This is a genomic window from Flavobacterium procerum (assembly GCF_042431625.1).
Taxonomy (GTDB): Bacteria; Bacteroidota; Bacteroidia; order Flavobacteriales; family Flavobacteriaceae; genus Flavobacterium; species Flavobacterium procerum.
This window is the reverse complement of the sequence record NZ_JBHLYW010000032.1, coordinates 329,932-344,208: the sequence shown is the minus strand read 5'-3', so window position 1 is coordinate 344,208 and position 14,277 is coordinate 329,932. Positions and strand designations below refer to the sequence as shown.

14 protein-coding genes and 1 other RNA gene are annotated in these 14,277 nt (G+C 33.7%); 7 read left to right on the top strand and 8 right to left on the bottom strand.

Annotation, left to right across the window (positions count from 1 at the left end; translation table 11 throughout):
* Positions 1-2: 2 nt before the first annotated feature.
* From ACFFLS_RS25685 to ACFFLS_RS25675, 3 genes are all read left to right on the top strand, one after another.
* A complete protein-coding gene (locus ACFFLS_RS25685; RefSeq protein WP_379682811.1) occupies positions 3-371 on the top strand; it encodes a hypothetical protein in 369 nt (122 codons plus the stop codon).
* Between the two features lie 186 nt (positions 372-557).
* Positions 558-1,433 (top strand): MbnP family protein, encoded by an 876-nt coding sequence (locus tag ACFFLS_RS25680; protein ID WP_379682810.1) that lies wholly within the window; start codon positions 558-560, stop codon positions 1,431-1,433.
* Positions 1,434-1,494: 61 nt separating this feature from the next.
* Positions 1,495-2,508, top strand: a complete 1,014-nt coding sequence (locus tag ACFFLS_RS25675) for a cytochrome-c peroxidase (protein WP_379682809.1) — start codon at positions 1,495-1,497, stop codon at positions 2,506-2,508.
* Between the two features lie 52 nt (positions 2,509-2,560).
* On the opposite strand, the gene ACFFLS_RS25670 is transcribed toward ACFFLS_RS25675, so the two are convergent.
* The 3 genes from ACFFLS_RS25670 to ACFFLS_RS25660 all read right to left on the bottom strand — a co-directional run bounded on the left by ACFFLS_RS25670 (position 2,561) and on the right by ACFFLS_RS25660 (position 4,899).
* Entirely contained in the window at positions 2,561-3,349 is a 789-nt protein-coding gene (locus tag ACFFLS_RS25670; RefSeq protein ID WP_379682808.1) for a CPBP family intramembrane glutamic endopeptidase, read from the bottom strand.
* A gap of 76 nt (positions 3,350-3,425) precedes the next feature.
* Positions 3,426-4,295 carry a LytTR family transcriptional regulator DNA-binding domain-containing protein gene (locus tag ACFFLS_RS25665; protein ID WP_379682807.1) on the bottom strand — a complete coding sequence of 290 codons (870 nt, stop codon included), beginning with the start codon at positions 4,293-4,295 and terminating at the stop codon, positions 3,426-3,428.
* 103 nt (positions 4,296-4,398) lie between these two features.
* Positions 4,399-4,899, bottom strand: a complete 501-nt coding sequence (locus tag ACFFLS_RS25660; protein WP_379682806.1) for a hypothetical protein — start codon at positions 4,897-4,899, stop codon at positions 4,399-4,401.
* Positions 4,900-5,177: 278 nt separating this feature from the next.
* On the opposite strand from ACFFLS_RS25660, the gene ACFFLS_RS25655 reads away from it, so the two are divergent.
* Positions 5,178-5,660 carry a GNAT family N-acetyltransferase gene (locus ACFFLS_RS25655; RefSeq protein WP_379682805.1) on the top strand — a complete coding sequence of 161 codons (483 nt, stop codon included), beginning with the start codon at positions 5,178-5,180 and terminating at the stop codon, positions 5,658-5,660.
* A gap of 293 nt (positions 5,661-5,953) precedes the next feature.
* Here ACFFLS_RS25655 and ssrA read toward each other — a convergent pair.
* Positions 5,954-6,350: a transfer-messenger RNA gene (gene ssrA / locus ACFFLS_RS25650) on the bottom strand.
* Between the two features lie 66 nt (positions 6,351-6,416).
* Positions 6,417-7,619: a serine hydrolase domain-containing protein gene (locus ACFFLS_RS25645; protein WP_379682804.1), complete on the bottom strand. Its 1,203-nt coding sequence runs from the start codon at positions 7,617-7,619 to the stop codon at positions 6,417-6,419.
* Between the two features lie 241 nt (positions 7,620-7,860).
* Between ACFFLS_RS25645 and ACFFLS_RS25640 the strand changes: the two genes are divergently transcribed.
* Positions 7,861-9,063, top strand: coding sequence for an NAD(P)-dependent oxidoreductase (locus ACFFLS_RS25640; protein ID WP_379682803.1), 1,203 nt, complete (start codon positions 7,861-7,863; stop codon positions 9,061-9,063).
* Positions 9,064-9,199: 136 nt separating this feature from the next.
* Here ACFFLS_RS25640 and fumC read toward each other — a convergent pair whose 3' ends face one another.
* A complete protein-coding gene (gene fumC, locus ACFFLS_RS25635; RefSeq protein WP_379682802.1) occupies positions 9,200-10,585 on the bottom strand; it encodes a class II fumarate hydratase in 1,386 nt (461 codons plus the stop codon).
* Here fumC and ACFFLS_RS25630 point away from each other — a divergent pair.
* Both ACFFLS_RS25630 and ACFFLS_RS25625 read left to right on the top strand, forming a co-directional pair.
* Positions 10,585-10,812 (top strand): hypothetical protein, encoded by a 228-nt coding sequence (locus ACFFLS_RS25630; RefSeq protein ID WP_379682801.1) that lies wholly within the window; start codon positions 10,585-10,587, stop codon positions 10,810-10,812. The two genes, fumC and ACFFLS_RS25630, sit on opposite strands and share 1 nt — an antisense overlap.
* A gap of 107 nt (positions 10,813-10,919) precedes the next feature.
* Positions 10,920-11,099 carry a hypothetical protein gene (locus tag ACFFLS_RS25625; RefSeq protein WP_379682800.1) on the top strand — a complete coding sequence of 60 codons (180 nt, stop codon included), beginning with the start codon at positions 10,920-10,922 and terminating at the stop codon, positions 11,097-11,099.
* Positions 11,100-11,280: 181 nt separating this feature from the next.
* On the opposite strand, the gene ACFFLS_RS25620 is transcribed toward ACFFLS_RS25625, so the two are convergent.
* Positions 11,281-13,734, bottom strand: a complete 2,454-nt coding sequence (locus ACFFLS_RS25620; protein ID WP_379682799.1) for a TonB-dependent receptor — start codon at positions 13,732-13,734, stop codon at positions 11,281-11,283.
* 90 nt (positions 13,735-13,824) lie between these two features.
* Positions 13,825-14,169 (bottom strand): arsenate reductase (glutaredoxin), encoded by a 345-nt coding sequence (gene arsC / locus ACFFLS_RS25615; protein ID WP_379682798.1) that lies wholly within the window; start codon positions 14,167-14,169, stop codon positions 13,825-13,827.
* Positions 14,170-14,277: the final 108 nt, after the last annotated feature.

The following is a 14,277-nucleotide window of genomic DNA, read 5'->3' as shown; positions in this document are numbered from 1 at the left end:
AAATGAAAAGAGTTTTTAGTATCGCAATGACTATTCTGTTTCTGTTGGTTTCTTTCCAGCAGGGATTGATCATTGTACACTATAAACTCAATCAAAAGAATATCGAGCAAGAGTTTTGCGTCAATAAAGCAAAGCCAGAAATGCAGTGTCATGGCAAATGTCATTTAAATAAAGAATTACAGCAATCAGAAAAAAACAGTGATCTTGAATTAACCGGATTAGGAAAGAAGATTGATATGATTTTGATTTCGGAGATTGAATTTACCTGCAGTATTATAAAGGAAATAAATTCCAGAAAAGTATTGATATATAAAGAAATAGGTCAAACAGAACCTTGTCTCGAAATTTTTGTACCGCCACCTATTGGGTGATTAATTTCCTCAATTCTTTAACCGCAAATTACGCAAATTCCCACAAATTGGTTTGCGAAAATTTGTGCAATTTGTGGTTAAATCAAGCTTCATAATAGTTGTCAAAACTAGATGCTTAATTATTAGAATGATGAAGTATTTACATCTAATGGACTTAATTAAATACAAAAATTTAAATATCAAAAAATGCAAAATTTAAAAAAATACCTTTTATTGGCAGTTACTGCTTTAGCCTTTGTTTCTTGTTCAAGTGATGACGATAATCCAGCAGGAAACAATGTAACATTGGAATTCGATAATACCTTTAAAAACACAACCATCGTTTTAGGAGATGCCGCTTCGACTTCTGCCACAATGAATACTTCTGCTGCAGGACAAGTACACCATTTTTCTGAGCTAAAATACGTAATCAGCAATATTCGTCTGGTAAAAGATGACGGAAGCGAGGTTGCTTACAACATAAATGATTTAGACAAAGGAGCAACCGTTATTGATCAGTCTAAAACAGCTACATTGCGTTATGTTTTAAGCAATATACCAGCTTCAACTTATAAACAAATCAAATTTGGATTGGGTATAAAACCAGAGCAAAATACTTTAGACCAGGTTAGATTTCCGAACTTTTATGCTGCAGCTGGAGCAAATGACACGTCAATGATGTGGGAATGGGGATCAGGTTACCGTTTTACAAAAATTGAAGGTTTTTATGATACCGATAACAAAACAATGTCAATTCATACCGGAAGCACTGTTGAAGGAACTAAAGGAAACACAGCTACTTATACTCAGGGCGTAAATGCTTACAGAGACATTACTTTGAATCTGACAACCAATGCGATTGTTGGAAGTAACGCGCCTAAAATCAAAATCAAGGCCGATTTTGATAAAATGTTGAGTGGTAAAACGAATACCATTACGCTGTCAACCGGAACAGGCGGAAGCGATAATGCAACTCCAAATATTCATACAGCAGCCCAGATGGTTAAGTTTGTGGACAATTTTGGTGGAAATGGTACAAGCGATATTACAGGAATGTTCTCTGTGACTTCTGTAGAAAACTAAAATTATTTAGAGCTGTTTGAAAATTTTAGATTCAGACAGCTCTTTTAAAATTCATTTAAAAATGAAAAAAATAATTGGTTTTATATTTCTGATAGCGACAATCTCCTGTAGTAATGATGATGCTGAAATGATTTCTGTTGATAATCCCGAAATTGCCTTAAACATTCCTGCTGATTTTCCAGAAGTGAATAGTTTTGTGAGTTTAAACAAACCTACTAAATATGGCGTCGAATTGGGAGAAAAGCTTTTTTCAGATAAAAGATTCAGTGCCGATAATACCATTTCGTGTTCTAGTTGCCATATTAAGGCAAATGCTTTTGCAGATCTTAATCCGCAAGGAATTGGAATTGAAGGAAGGGTAGGACTTCGTAATACGCCTCCGATTCAGAATTTAATGTTTATGCAATTTTACAATTGGGACGGAAGCAAGCAACAACTCGAAAATCAGCCGTTGGTTCCTATTATAACTCATGAAGAAATGGATTCGTCTATTTTGGAAGTTATCGGTAAAATTGAAAATGATGTGGCTTATAAAGAATTGTTCAGAAAAGCATTTGGAGACGAAAATATTACGCCGGATAGAATTTACAGAAGTATCGCTCAGTTTGAATATACATTGGTTTCTGCAAACAGTAAATACGACAAAATAAAGCGTAAAGAAGGTGAAAGCTTTACGGTCGAGGAAGCAAAAGGCTATGAAACTTTTCTGCAAAAATGTGTAAGTTGTCACAGTACAGCATTATTTACAGATCAAAGTTTTAGAAACATAGGTTTTCCTCTAAACACAAATTCTAATGAAGCAGGAAGAGCCAGAGTTACTGGAATTCCTGCCGATTTTATGAGTTTTCGTGTACCGACTTTACGAAATATTGAATATACAGCACCTTACGGAAGTTTTGGTCAGTTTGCAACTCTGAGAGCAGTTTTGGATTATTTTGATAATGGAGTTTTGGAAGCCGATAATCTTGACCCGATTTTTAAAAAGAACGGCAATAGAATTCCACTTTCAGAAGAAGAAAAAACGAATCTTATTGCTTTTATGAAAACATTAAGTGATAAAGAGTTTGTGAAGTAAGCTGTTTTTTGAACTTTTAAAAAGCCTGTAAATTAATCTTTACAGGCTTTTTTTAATTGTCGTTTTTCGGTTTCATCCACCATGTTTTCTTGGTGATTTCAAGAGGGATTTTCTTTTTTCTTTTGAAATAAATCGTTATAAATAGTGCTATGAATATTGTTGAAAATCGGAAAATATTAGCATAAGTATCGCCTAGCGAATTGGTGCTGACATCAAAAATAAGCCAATACAGATTCATTAAGCAGTGTAAAAAAATAGCTGTCCATAAATTGAATTTGCATTCAACGTAAATCCATGCAAATAAAACAGAACCCAGAAACGTAAGCAGAAAGATTCCGATAAGCTCATCGATTTCGGTGCTTTGGTATAAATGTGCTATTCCAAACAAAAGAGAACCTAGAAAAATAGAAGGCACAAAACCTAATCGCGTAAATCGGTACAACATTCCGAAAAGAAATGCGCGATAGATGATTTCTTCAAAAAAAGCAGAAGAAATCGTATTGATCAAAATGGTGTCTAATGATAATTTAGTATTCAAACTAAAGTTTACCAAATAAGCAATCAGCATGGGTAATGTAGAGACAAAAGCAAAAATAAAACCGATAACGATGCCTTTTGACAGACCTAATTTCTCAGGAACACTACTAATGCTTTTATGCAAAAACATTACGGTAATAAATAAAGGGATTAAAGTTATGGTATAAGCAAGGACATGTCCTAGAATTTTAGAATGACTTGTTGCTGTTATTTCTTTCTGTAAGATGGAAAAAGTACTGGCATCGATAAAGAAATAAATCGCAAAACCGAAAATGAAAAGCAACGGAAATTTTAATTTGTTCATAGTTGTTTCTAGTGTTTCCGGCAAAAGTAGGAGGTAAAGAAACTAGAAATCAAATCAAAGTGGCGGTTGACAAAAGTTAGGGACGAATGGCAAAATTCTTTATAATTGGCATTGTTGAGTCAATATATTTCCTTGAAATGGCCAATTCTTTTTCGATTCTTTCTATCGAAATTTTATATCCAGAACTATTTCCTTTAAACTTTACAATCTTTTTTAGGTTGACAATAAAAGAACGATGGACTTGTTTTATGGCGTCTGTCTGAATTTGGTTTAACAATTTTGTTAGTGAAATTCGAATCATTTGCTTTTTAAGAGTTCCTTCCGAATAAAAATAAATGATACAATAATTATCAGCGGATTCTGCGAATAGAAAATCTTGTTCTAGCAATTCTAAACAAAAATGACCATAATCTGCAATGATAGATAATTTGGTATTTTTCTCATTTCCTTCAAGTTGATTTTCGTTTTCAACAAGAGATTTTACGAAAGATTGAACTTCATTTGCTGCGACATTATTTTTGTTGCTGAGGTAAATATATCGAGCCAGAATATAAGCCACAACAATCGGACCTCCCAGCGCTGTTGTGTAGGCGAACATATACAAGTAGTTTTCAAAAGAAAAACGTACTTCGCTTACAAATACTGTATTGTAGAAGTAAGACAAAGAAGAAATCAATAACAAAATCCAGAACGTCTTAAACAATTCAGAGCCGATTGTCCATTTTATCTTTCGTTTTGGAAGCAACAAATTGACGATGCAAAATGAAAACGCAGTAATAATTCCATAAGGAAATAACAGCAAATATTTATAGCTATGCTCAAACTGACTGGTTCCGAACGGCTGATAAATTATTAAGAGGAAATACAATAAAATTCCTGTAATGGAAGAAGTTAGGATGATTTCTTTATTGGTTTCGCTGTTTGGATACAGTGCTTGTAATATCATTTTGATTGTTTGATTGATGATGAGATGATGGCGATCTGGTGGATTGCGAGTTTTTGTTGATACGTGCTAATTTATGGAAATTACAGAAAGAACAGATGTATAATTATTTTTCTATATATTTTTCTGGATGCAATTCTCTTTTATGCCCATAATATCCTGGTTCTTTTCGTACATTATCTATTGTTCCTTTTATTAAATAAATGAATCCAGATTCAATTTTTCCATTAGTTTCATTTTTTCCTTTTGTATATAAAAGAATTAATTTGTCATTATAGCTTACTATATCATATTTTCTATGATCCCAAGTTAGTATGCTGTCTTTAGATACAGACCATTTTAGAGGAAACAATAAGACATCTCCAGCAGTTTCTCTGACGATAAATTTATTTTTTTCAATACTAACATTAACACTAGTTTTATTTTTGTTAAATTTTAAAAATGAAGGTCCATGATATGTTTCAGTATAGTACTGCCAATACTCATTTGGTTTGGTATAAAATGCTTCTTCAATAGGGTTTTGTTTTGTACAGCTCATCAGAGTAATAAAAATGAACAGTATGAAAACTTTAATTTTTATTGTGTCGCGTTGTGCATTTATTTTCATATTTAAATGTGTTTATAATTTTAGCAAATTTGTTGTTTATATTTGAATAAAAAATGTTTTTACTAAAAATATTCTTACTTTTAAAAGTACTGAGAAACAAACCGAATGAGTAAAAATTCTTATTTTTTTTAACTTTATAGAAATCGAAAAAGCGAAGGTGAAATTAGTAATTGGCGTAATGGAAGAAGTAAAGTTTTTCAACAACATTTAAGAATAAGTTTTTTAGGGCAACAATCTGTAAATATGTATAAATAGTTTATTTAGTTGAGGTAGTTTTTATGAGAATAGCAAAAATAAAATGTTCGGATTACAAAGAAATTCAGAGAATATATAACTATTATGTACAAAATACACTTTTTACTTTTTCTGATGAGTTAATGACAGATAATGAAGCTATTCAATTAACAAACGAGGGGATGCAATATACAGGATGCGTCGTTTTGAAAGATGAAATAGTTATAGGTTTTGGTATTGCGTATCCTTTTCGAGTAGAAAATATTTTTAATAAGACAATAAAATTGACATATTTTTTAAATCCAACTTATCTAAGAAAAGGATTAGGAACTAAAATTTTAAATTACCTTTTTGCAGAATTGAAAGAAAAAGGATTTAAAGAAATAATCGTTAATATATCTTCTTTAAACAAACCAAGCATTGACTTTCATGAAAAAATGGGGTTTGCAGAGTGTGGTTTTTTTCAAAATATAGGTAGAATTAAAGAATATGAAATTAGTATGATATGGATGCAAAAGAGAATATAGGGATGATGTAAAAATTAGCTGATAGTTTCATTAAAAATTCTATCTTATTATAGGAACAAAAGCTAAATAAAAGATTGGAAGAATTGGACATATGAAATTCTAATTGAAGAACGTTCAGATAGGAAGATATTTAAAAGAATCATTCATTTCCGGAATGAAAGACCTATAAAGATTAGTATCTACTTCTGTTGAATTTATATTTTATTGTGTTGATTTCTTAAGAGGATGAATAGCAGCCTGATTTTAGATGTAATTATTAAAAAAGCCTGTAAACAAATAGTTTACAGGCTTTTTTGTGGAGTCGCCGGGAATCGAACCCGGGTCCAAACAAGCAGCTAAAGAGCTTTCTACACGTTTATTTCCTGATTGAATTTTCGATGTTGAGCTAGGTCAGAAACAACCACCCAACACTTATCTTCTTAATTTTCGAAATCCACCCGAAGCTCATGAAAATCTAGGTTTATTTTTACGGTTCCCCTTGACAGAACGCCACAAACCAAGGCTTTCTAGGAGAATCCAGCTTCCCTACCTTGTAGGGACGTGGCTAATCGTACTATGATTCAGATTATGCAGCTAAAGCGTAATTATTTTCGCCGTTTAAAAGTGTGAAATCTTATATTTACGAGCAAGGTCTCAATGCTCGACGTGCTTACTTTCCAACTCGACTTGCTGTCAAAACCAGTCGACCCCAAAAATGAGTTTGCAAATTTAGACTTTTTGCAATTAGTTTATACTAAAATTTTCAGAAAATTTTGGTTATTCTTCGTCTTTAAAATTAAAAGGATAATCGCCAAAAATCGGAGCCAATTTACGAACTGCGTAAGTGTTTCGTGTCATTTTATTAGAAAGTGCGATTATCGTTACTTGTTCTTTCATTAAAGTAATGTAAGAAGAAGTATAGCCATGCCACCAACCATTATGGAAGTAAAAATTCTGTCCCGTTTCCCAGTTTATCATTCTGATTCCCAAGCCGTAGTTTTTGGTGCCTTTTCGCTCATTGCTATAACCCACATAAACTTGTTTTAACAATTCTGGTTTCAGAAAATCAGGAGAATTTCGAGCGCGGTCAAATTTCAGTAAATCTCGAGGTGTCGAAAATATATTCTTATCACCATAAACCGCATCCATATAATCAAGACCAATTTCTACGCCAGACCCTTTATAAGAAGGAACGATTGTTTTGCGGTCTTTTTCAAAATCAAAAACAAAAGTATGTGTCATTCCTAACGGCTTAAAAATCATTTTAGTCATTGCTTCTTTGTAGCTTAAACCCGTGATTTTTTCAATTATCAACGCAAGCATAGCGTAGTTGGTATTACAGTAAGCAAAACGAGTACCAGTTCTGGATTCCAAACCGATATCTTTTGTGGCCATAATTTCGAGAATATCCTTATTAGTCAATTGGTTGTGTCGGTCCCAAATCGTTTTGTCTCGGTCTGTAAAATAAGCATAATTACGCATTCCGCTTCGGTGATCTAATAACATTCTAATGGTACAATCTGGATATGGGAAAGTTTTTAGAATAGTATTTACTTTCTGATCGAGTTCTATTTTTCCGGCATTAGCCAATTTCAAAACCGCAGTAGCTGTTAGCACCTTGCTTACAGAAGCGATATGAAGCGGTGTATCTGCATTTATTTTTGTTCCATCATTTTTATCAGCAAAACCATTATATCTTTCAAAAATAATTTGACCATTTTTAGCGACCAAAAAGCCACCATTCATATTATTATTTGGCCAGTTTTTATTGTAAAAATGATTAATTCTGCCCGTTACAGAGTTTTTAAAGGCTTGAGAAATCTTTGTTTCTGCGCCTAAAGGTTTCATTTTGGGTAAAGTATCTTCGATTGCTGGTTTTTCAGCTGTTTGTATTTTTTTATCGTTTCCACAAGAACTTAAAACTAGGACAGAGAAAAGTATTTGTGGTATATTTGTTTTTTTAAGGAAAATCATTTGCATCGTTCTTTAAAAACAAATATATCGAATTCAATTTTGATGTTTTCGCATTTTAAAGGACTGTAGAAAGGGTATGTTAACAAATTTTTAACAATTTATTTTTTTAGTTGTTTGTTTATCAATACTTAACAGTTGTTAAACATTCTAAAATGTTTTTTTGAAAGAAAATTTTAACTAAATTTGTTATATTTGGAACAAATACGTATAAAAAAGTTATATAAATTAATATTTAAATCTGGTTTAAATGAAATTTGGAATACTAAAAGAAAGAAAAAATCCGCCTGACAGAAGAGTCGTATTTTCACCAGATGAACTGGCGAAATTGAAACAACTTTATCCTAAAGCTTCAGTTGAAGTGGAGCGTTCTGATATCAGGATTTTTTCAGATTCTGAGTATAAAAATATCGGGCTCAATGTAACCGACGATGTGTCGGATTGTGATGTTTTGTTTGGAGTGAAAGAGGTTCCAGTAGAAAATTTGATTCCGAATAAGTCGTATTTCTTTTTTTCGCACACCATCAAAAAGCAACCTCATAATAGAAAACTGCTTCAAGCTATTCTTGAAAAGAATATTGACCTTTATGACCATGAAACCATTGTCGATGAACACGACCGTCGTTTGATTGGTTTTGGAAAATATGCCGGAATGGTCGGAGTTTATAACGGAATTAGAGCTTTCGGAATAAAATTCGAATTGTTTAAACTGCCTAAAGCCGAAACGCTTTCTGGGAAAGAGGATTTGATAAAACATTTAAAACGTATTACGATGCCAGCCCTGAAATTTGTAGTTACAGGAACCGGCAAAGTTGGAAGTGGTGCAAAAGAAATTTTGGATGCAATCAAGATTAAGGAAATTACAATAGAAAATTATCTGACAAAGACTTACGCTCAGGCAGTATATGTTCAGCTTGATGTATTGGAATACAATAAACGTAAAGATGGTCAAGTTTTGGATTTTAGAGATTTTGTAACGCATCCGGAAGAATATGTTTCAGATTTTGAACGATTTACCAAAGTATCGGATATTTATTTTGCAGGACATTTTTATGCCAATAATGCTCCAATGATTTTGACGAAAGAAATGCTCAATGCAAGCGACTGCAAACTGAAAGTGGTTGCCGATATTTCATGCGATGTAAATGGACCAATTGCTTGCACAGTGCGCTCTTCTACCATTGAAGAACCGCTTTATGGCTATTATCCTTTAGAAGACAGAGAAGTAGATTTTTTTCATCCAGCTGCAGTTACAGTAATGGCGGTGGATAATCTGCCGTGCGAAATACCAAAAGACTCGAGTATAGGTTTTGGAGAACAATTTATGGAATATGTGATTCCAGCTTTCTTTAATGGAGATAAAGACGGAATCTTAAAACGTGCCAAAATAACCGAAAACGGAAAACTGACCGAAAGATTCAGCTATCTGCAGGATTATGTGGATGGGAAGTAGTTTTTTTGTTTCAAGTTTCAGGTTTCAAGTTAAAAAAAGGGAGAAAATTTTAAATTTTCTCCCTTTTTTGGTTACTGTTTTTATCTGTTCAGTATCTCAACCTGAAACTTGAAACCTGAAACTTGAAACAAGAAAACTAAACCATATCCTCAGCCTTAACCCAAGCATCAAAATCTTCAGGAGTTACATAGCCAAGGCGTACAGCTTCGTCTTTTAATGTTGTTCCGTTTTTATGCGCGGTTTGTGCGATTTCTGCAGCTTTGTAATATCCTATTTTTGTATTCAGGGCCGTTACCAGCATTAGAGAATTATCTACTAATTCTTTGATTCGTTTATGGTTTGGCTCGATTCCTTGCGCGCAATGTTCATCAAATGAAACGCATGCATCGCCTAATAATCTTGCTGATTGTAAAAAGTTGGCGGCCATTATCGGTTTAAAAACATTCAGTTCATAATGTCCTTGCATGCCTCCCACAGCTATCGCCATATCATTTCCGATAACTTGGGCACAAACCATGGTTAGCGCTTCACATTGCGTCGGATTTACTTTTCCAGGCATGATAGAAGAACCCGGTTCATTTTCAGGGATATGAATTTCGCCAATTCCTGATCTCGGACCAGAAGCCAGCATTCTAATATCGTTTGCAATTTTATTTAAAGAAACGGCTAATTGTTTTAGTGCGCCATGAGTTTCAACAATGGCATCGTGTGCGGCAAGTGCTTCAAATTTATTTTCCGCAGTTACAAAAGGATGATTGGTGAATTTTGCGATGTATTCTGCAACTTTTACGTCGTATCCTTTTGGAGTATTTAAGCCGGTTCCTACAGCAGTTCCTCCAAGAGCGATTTCAGATAAATGAGATAAAGTATTTTTTAAAGCTTTTAACCCGAAAGCTAATTGTGCGGCATATCCAGAAATTTCCTGACCAAGGGTAAGGGGAGTAGCATCCATTAAATGCGTACGTCCGATTTTTACAACATCTTTGAATTCGTTTGCTTTAGAAACTAAAGTAGCATGTAGTTTTTCAACTCCCGGAATCGTGGTTTCAACTACCATTTTATAAGCGGCAATATGCATTCCGGTCGGAAAAGTATCGTTAGACGATTGTGACTTGTTTACATCGTCATTCGCTTTTATGAATTGCTCGCCTTCGCCGATTTCAAAGCCTTTAAGAACTTGAGCGCGATTAGCAATTACTTCATTGACATTCATGTTGCTTTGTGTTCCTGAGCCGGTCTGCCAGATTACAAGCGGAAACTGATCGTCTAATTTTCCTTCTAATATCTCGTCGCAAACTGCCGCGATTGCATCTCTTTTCTCGGTTGATAAAACTCCTAGGTCACAGTTAGCATAAGCAGCTGCTTTTTTCAAGTAGGCAAATCCTTCGATTATTTCTGATGGCATAGAACCAGCTGCTCCGATTTTGAAATTATTTCTGGAACGTTCTGTTTGTGCACCCCAATATTTATCGGCTGGAACTTGAACTTCACCCATGGTGTCTTTTTCTATTCTGTATTTCATTGTATGTAAGGTTTGTTGTTTATTGTTATCGTTCTTTTGAAAATGAGTGCCTAGCCCTGATGGAAGCGGCATCTCCCGATTTAGAAAAACAAGGCTTTTTAGCCGTAGTTTTTGTTTATCGGGAATATAGCGTACAGCAGGTTTTTGCTTCATATAAAGATTTTGCATCTTTTAAAAGCCTTTATTTAAAAGGGATTCGCATTCAAAAAAAAGCTTATTTAAAATGAGTATAAATATACATATAAATGTTATTTCACGAAAATTGATTTAGATTTTATTGCTGAGAAAAAATATAAGGCTTACATTTGCCGTAACATTCAAAATTCCGGAAAACATGTTTGAATTTTCACAGTACTTAGGCTTTTTACTTTTCTTAACCATACTTACTATAGGGTTTTGGTTAATGTTTTTCTTAGTTGGTTTCGTATCTTATTGGGTTACGGGAGCTAGCTGGGAAATGTTCAAAGAAAAAAGAGCCAAAAAAAGACAAGAAGAACAATCAGTTAAAATCTAACTGATTTCAAAAAAAGAAAGGACCCGTTTTTACGAGTCCTTTTTTTTTTGAAATTCCAAAACATAAATTCCAAATTCCAATAAAAAAAATCCAAATTCCATGTTTAACTGGAATTTGGATTTTTTAATTATTGAATTCAAAATTGGAAATTGGATTTTCTTTATTGGAATTTTAATAAACTTTATCCAGGAAAATCTCCACCTTCTTCGCCACCATTTTTAGGTTGTGCGTTTTTATCTCTTTCGCCTTTTGGTTTGTTGAAACGGTAAGTGAATGATAAATTGAATTGACGTCTACGCCATTGCATTTCACCATAAGAAGTTTGGTTTAAGAAATAAGTATATGATTTCATAACTCTTGAGTTGAAAATGTCGCTGATATTGAAGGCAATAGTTCCTTTGTCTTTCATCACATCTTTGCTCAAAGAAGTATTCATTCCGAACTGACCTAGGTTTTTACCTTGAGCAGTTTTTTGCTCTCCATTGTACATACCCGTTAACTGCCAGTCAATTTTGTATGGCAAGGTAACTTTCGAGCTTACTCTTGCAAACCAAGAATTGGCCTTATTGTCAAGGTTTTGTGTGATAACTTCGCCAGTTACAAAATCAGTATAGCTGTTTTCTCCAGTTGAATTTACGTTGTAGAAGTTGAAATTACTGTTTAATTTCCACCATTTGTATGGAGTGTAGTTGAAAGTAAATTCAAAACCAAATTTCTGTTCTTTTCCTAAGTTGATCGGACGGCTTAAGATAACCGGAATTCCGTCTACCACTTCTCCCGTTGGAGTTCTTACAAAGCTGAAAACATCTTTTGTGTCTTCAAAATACGCAGAAGTGCTAAAAGTGACTTTTGTCCATCTTTTGATATAACCAACATCGTATTTGTCTGTTAAAGATGGGTCTAAGTCAGGATTTCCTTGAAAGATATTAATGTTACTAGCATAATTAACCGCAGGATTCATAAAACGTCCTCTTGGTCTTGATAAACGTTTACTGTAGCTTACGTTAAAATTACTCTGATCAGAGATTTCATAACTGATGAAGGCACTTGGGAATAAATTATTGTATTTTTTAGTGTTAAAGTCGTTAGAATCTAACAAGTTCACCTGAATATTTGTGTCTTCCCAACGTAGACCAAATAAATATGAAAATTTATTTACCTTAAAACCGTACTGCGTATAGATTGCATTAATGTTTTCTTTGTATTCTAAATTGTTAGAAAGATTGGTGTCTTTTGCGCCTTGTGCGTCAGTTACAAAATATTCGTTATTTAGATCGCCGAAACTTCCTTTGTAACCTGCTTCAAACTGTCCTGCTTTTCCTAACGGAAGAACATAATCTGCCTGAAATAAAACTTGTTTCTGAACTTGATCGTTTAAAGTTGAGTTTACGATTGTATTTGGTGATGTCGAAATCGCACTGTTGCTGTCATCAGTATTTCGTGAAATAGACAAATCTGCCGTAAGTTTGTGTCCTTTGTCGTTGAAATTTTTGATTAAGTTAGACGTAAATTCTACGTTTTCGCTTCCAGTATCTCCATTGTTTAAACGGTAAGTTGCTCCAGTGAAATTACGATTTGCATCAAAATTGTTATAATTGATAAGATCTCTATCTTCGCCGCTGTTTTTTTGGTAATTAATTGCGTTGGTCCAGAATGTGTTTGGAGCCACTGTCCATTCTACACCGCCTCTTGCATTAAAACCATTTCGCGTTCTTTTTGTGTCACGATCTTCGTCAAGGTAATTTTTTGTTGATCCGTCTGGATTAAAGTATTCAGAGTTAGTTAAGCCACGTCCTTCGTTGGTTCTGTAATTGTAACCAGCAGTAGTAAAGTAGTTTAGTTTTTCTGTTTTATAATTTAGGTTTCCACTTAAACCATAAGTTTCCGGAATTCCCGTAGAAGCTATAAAAGTTCCGTTGAAACCTTGATTTTTTCCTTTTTTAAGAATGATATTGATAATTCCAGAACCTCCTTCAGCATCGTAACGCGCAGATGGATTTGTGATTACTTCTACTTTGTCAATTGCATCTGCAGGAAGTTGTCGTAAAGCCTCAGCCATATTGATAGCATTTGAAGGTCTTCCGTCAATCAGAATTCGGATGTTGTCACTTCCTCTTAAGCTTACATTTCCTTCAGTATCAACAGAAACTGATGGTACATTGTCTAAAACATCGCTAACGCTTCCGCCTTTTACGATCATGTCTTGACCAACGTTGTAAACTTTTTTGTCCAGTTTAATGTCTACTGTCGATTTCTCGGCACGTACTACAACTTCATTTAACTGAGCGGCATCTTCGGATAAATTTACAACACCTAAATTGGTGTCGCCTTGAATGCTTTTCTGTTTTAATTCGGTCACTTTAAACGAAATAAATTCAATTTTGATATCGTAGGTACCCGGAGCTACCGCTACTTCAAATTCTCCTTTTGGATTGGTGATACCGCCGGCAATAACTTTGGTATCGTTTGGAGCCATAATCGAAATTGTAGCATATTCCAGAGGTTGTTTGGTAACTTTTTCTAAAACTTTTCCGGTAACCTTGACTTTGCTTTTCGGACCCGGGCCTTCTTGTGAATAGTTGTAAATGCTTGTAAATAAGAATACAAGCAATACAGCAAATTTAAATTGTTTCATTTTTTTGGTTTCTTTTTCTTTTAGACCGTAAAAGTAGCTTTTGGTTTAATTTAGAAAATCACAAAAAAATGTTAACATGATATTTTAGAGCTATTCTAAAAAGCCAGCAACTGCTTCTAAATCTCGTCCAATTATGGCTTTTCCGTTTTTTACAACGATTGGTCTTTCAATCAAAATTGGATTTTCGACCATTGCCTGCACAATTTCATCATCAGTTAGTGATTTGTCTTTGTAGTTTTCAATCCATATTTTTTCTTTGGTTCGAATTAATTGTAGTGGTTTTAAATCAAGCTGCTGCAATAAAGTTTGTAATTCGTCAAAAGAAGGATTTTGTGTTAGATACGGAATAACTTCAAATTCCTGCTTTGTGTTTTCAATAAAAGCCAAACAGTTTCTAGATTTTCCGCATCTCGGATTATGGTAAATTTGTATCATTTTGTTATATTTAAGAAATGGTAAAAACGCTAAGCTAAAAAAACGGTATTTTAGCATTGTCAAAAATAAGATTAACTTATAAAATTTGAACCCTCCTATTTAAAATTT

What these genes read in the sequence shown, in the direction of transcription:
- ACFFLS_RS25655 (WP_379682805.1), top strand. Translation starts at nt 5,178, where the DNA reads ATGAGAATAGCAAAAATAAAATGTTCGGATTACAAAGAAATTCAGAGA.
- fumC (WP_379682802.1), bottom strand. Translation starts at nt 10,585, where the DNA reads ATGAAATACAGAATAGAAAAAGACACCATGGGTGAAGTTCAAGTTCCA.
- ACFFLS_RS25660 (WP_379682806.1), bottom strand. Translation starts at nt 4,899, where the DNA reads ATGAAAATAAATGCACAACGCGACACAATAAAAATTAAAGTTTTCATA.
- ACFFLS_RS25685 (WP_379682811.1), top strand. Translation starts at nt 3, where the DNA reads ATGAAAAGAGTTTTTAGTATCGCAATGACTATTCTGTTTCTGTTGGTT.
- ACFFLS_RS25670 (WP_379682808.1), bottom strand. Translation starts at nt 3,349, where the DNA reads ATGAACAAATTAAAATTTCCGTTGCTTTTCATTTTCGGTTTTGCGATT.
- ACFFLS_RS25665 (WP_379682807.1), bottom strand. Translation starts at nt 4,295, where the DNA reads ATGATATTACAAGCACTGTATCCAAACAGCGAAACCAATAAAGAAATC.
- arsC (WP_379682798.1), bottom strand. Translation starts at nt 14,169, where the DNA reads ATGATACAAATTTACCATAATCCGAGATGCGGAAAATCTAGAAACTGT.
- ACFFLS_RS25645 (WP_379682804.1), bottom strand. Translation starts at nt 7,619, where the DNA reads ATGCAAATGATTTTCCTTAAAAAAACAAATATACCACAAATACTTTTC.
- ACFFLS_RS25675 (WP_379682809.1), top strand. Translation starts at nt 1,495, where the DNA reads ATGAAAAAAATAATTGGTTTTATATTTCTGATAGCGACAATCTCCTGT.
- ACFFLS_RS25640 (WP_379682803.1), top strand. Translation starts at nt 7,861, where the DNA reads ATGAAATTTGGAATACTAAAAGAAAGAAAAAATCCGCCTGACAGAAGA.
- ACFFLS_RS25625 (WP_379682800.1), top strand. Translation starts at nt 10,920, where the DNA reads ATGTTTGAATTTTCACAGTACTTAGGCTTTTTACTTTTCTTAACCATA.
- ACFFLS_RS25680 (WP_379682810.1), top strand. Translation starts at nt 558, where the DNA reads ATGCAAAATTTAAAAAAATACCTTTTATTGGCAGTTACTGCTTTAGCC.
- ACFFLS_RS25620 (WP_379682799.1), bottom strand. Translation starts at nt 13,734, where the DNA reads ATGAAACAATTTAAATTTGCTGTATTGCTTGTATTCTTATTTACAAGC.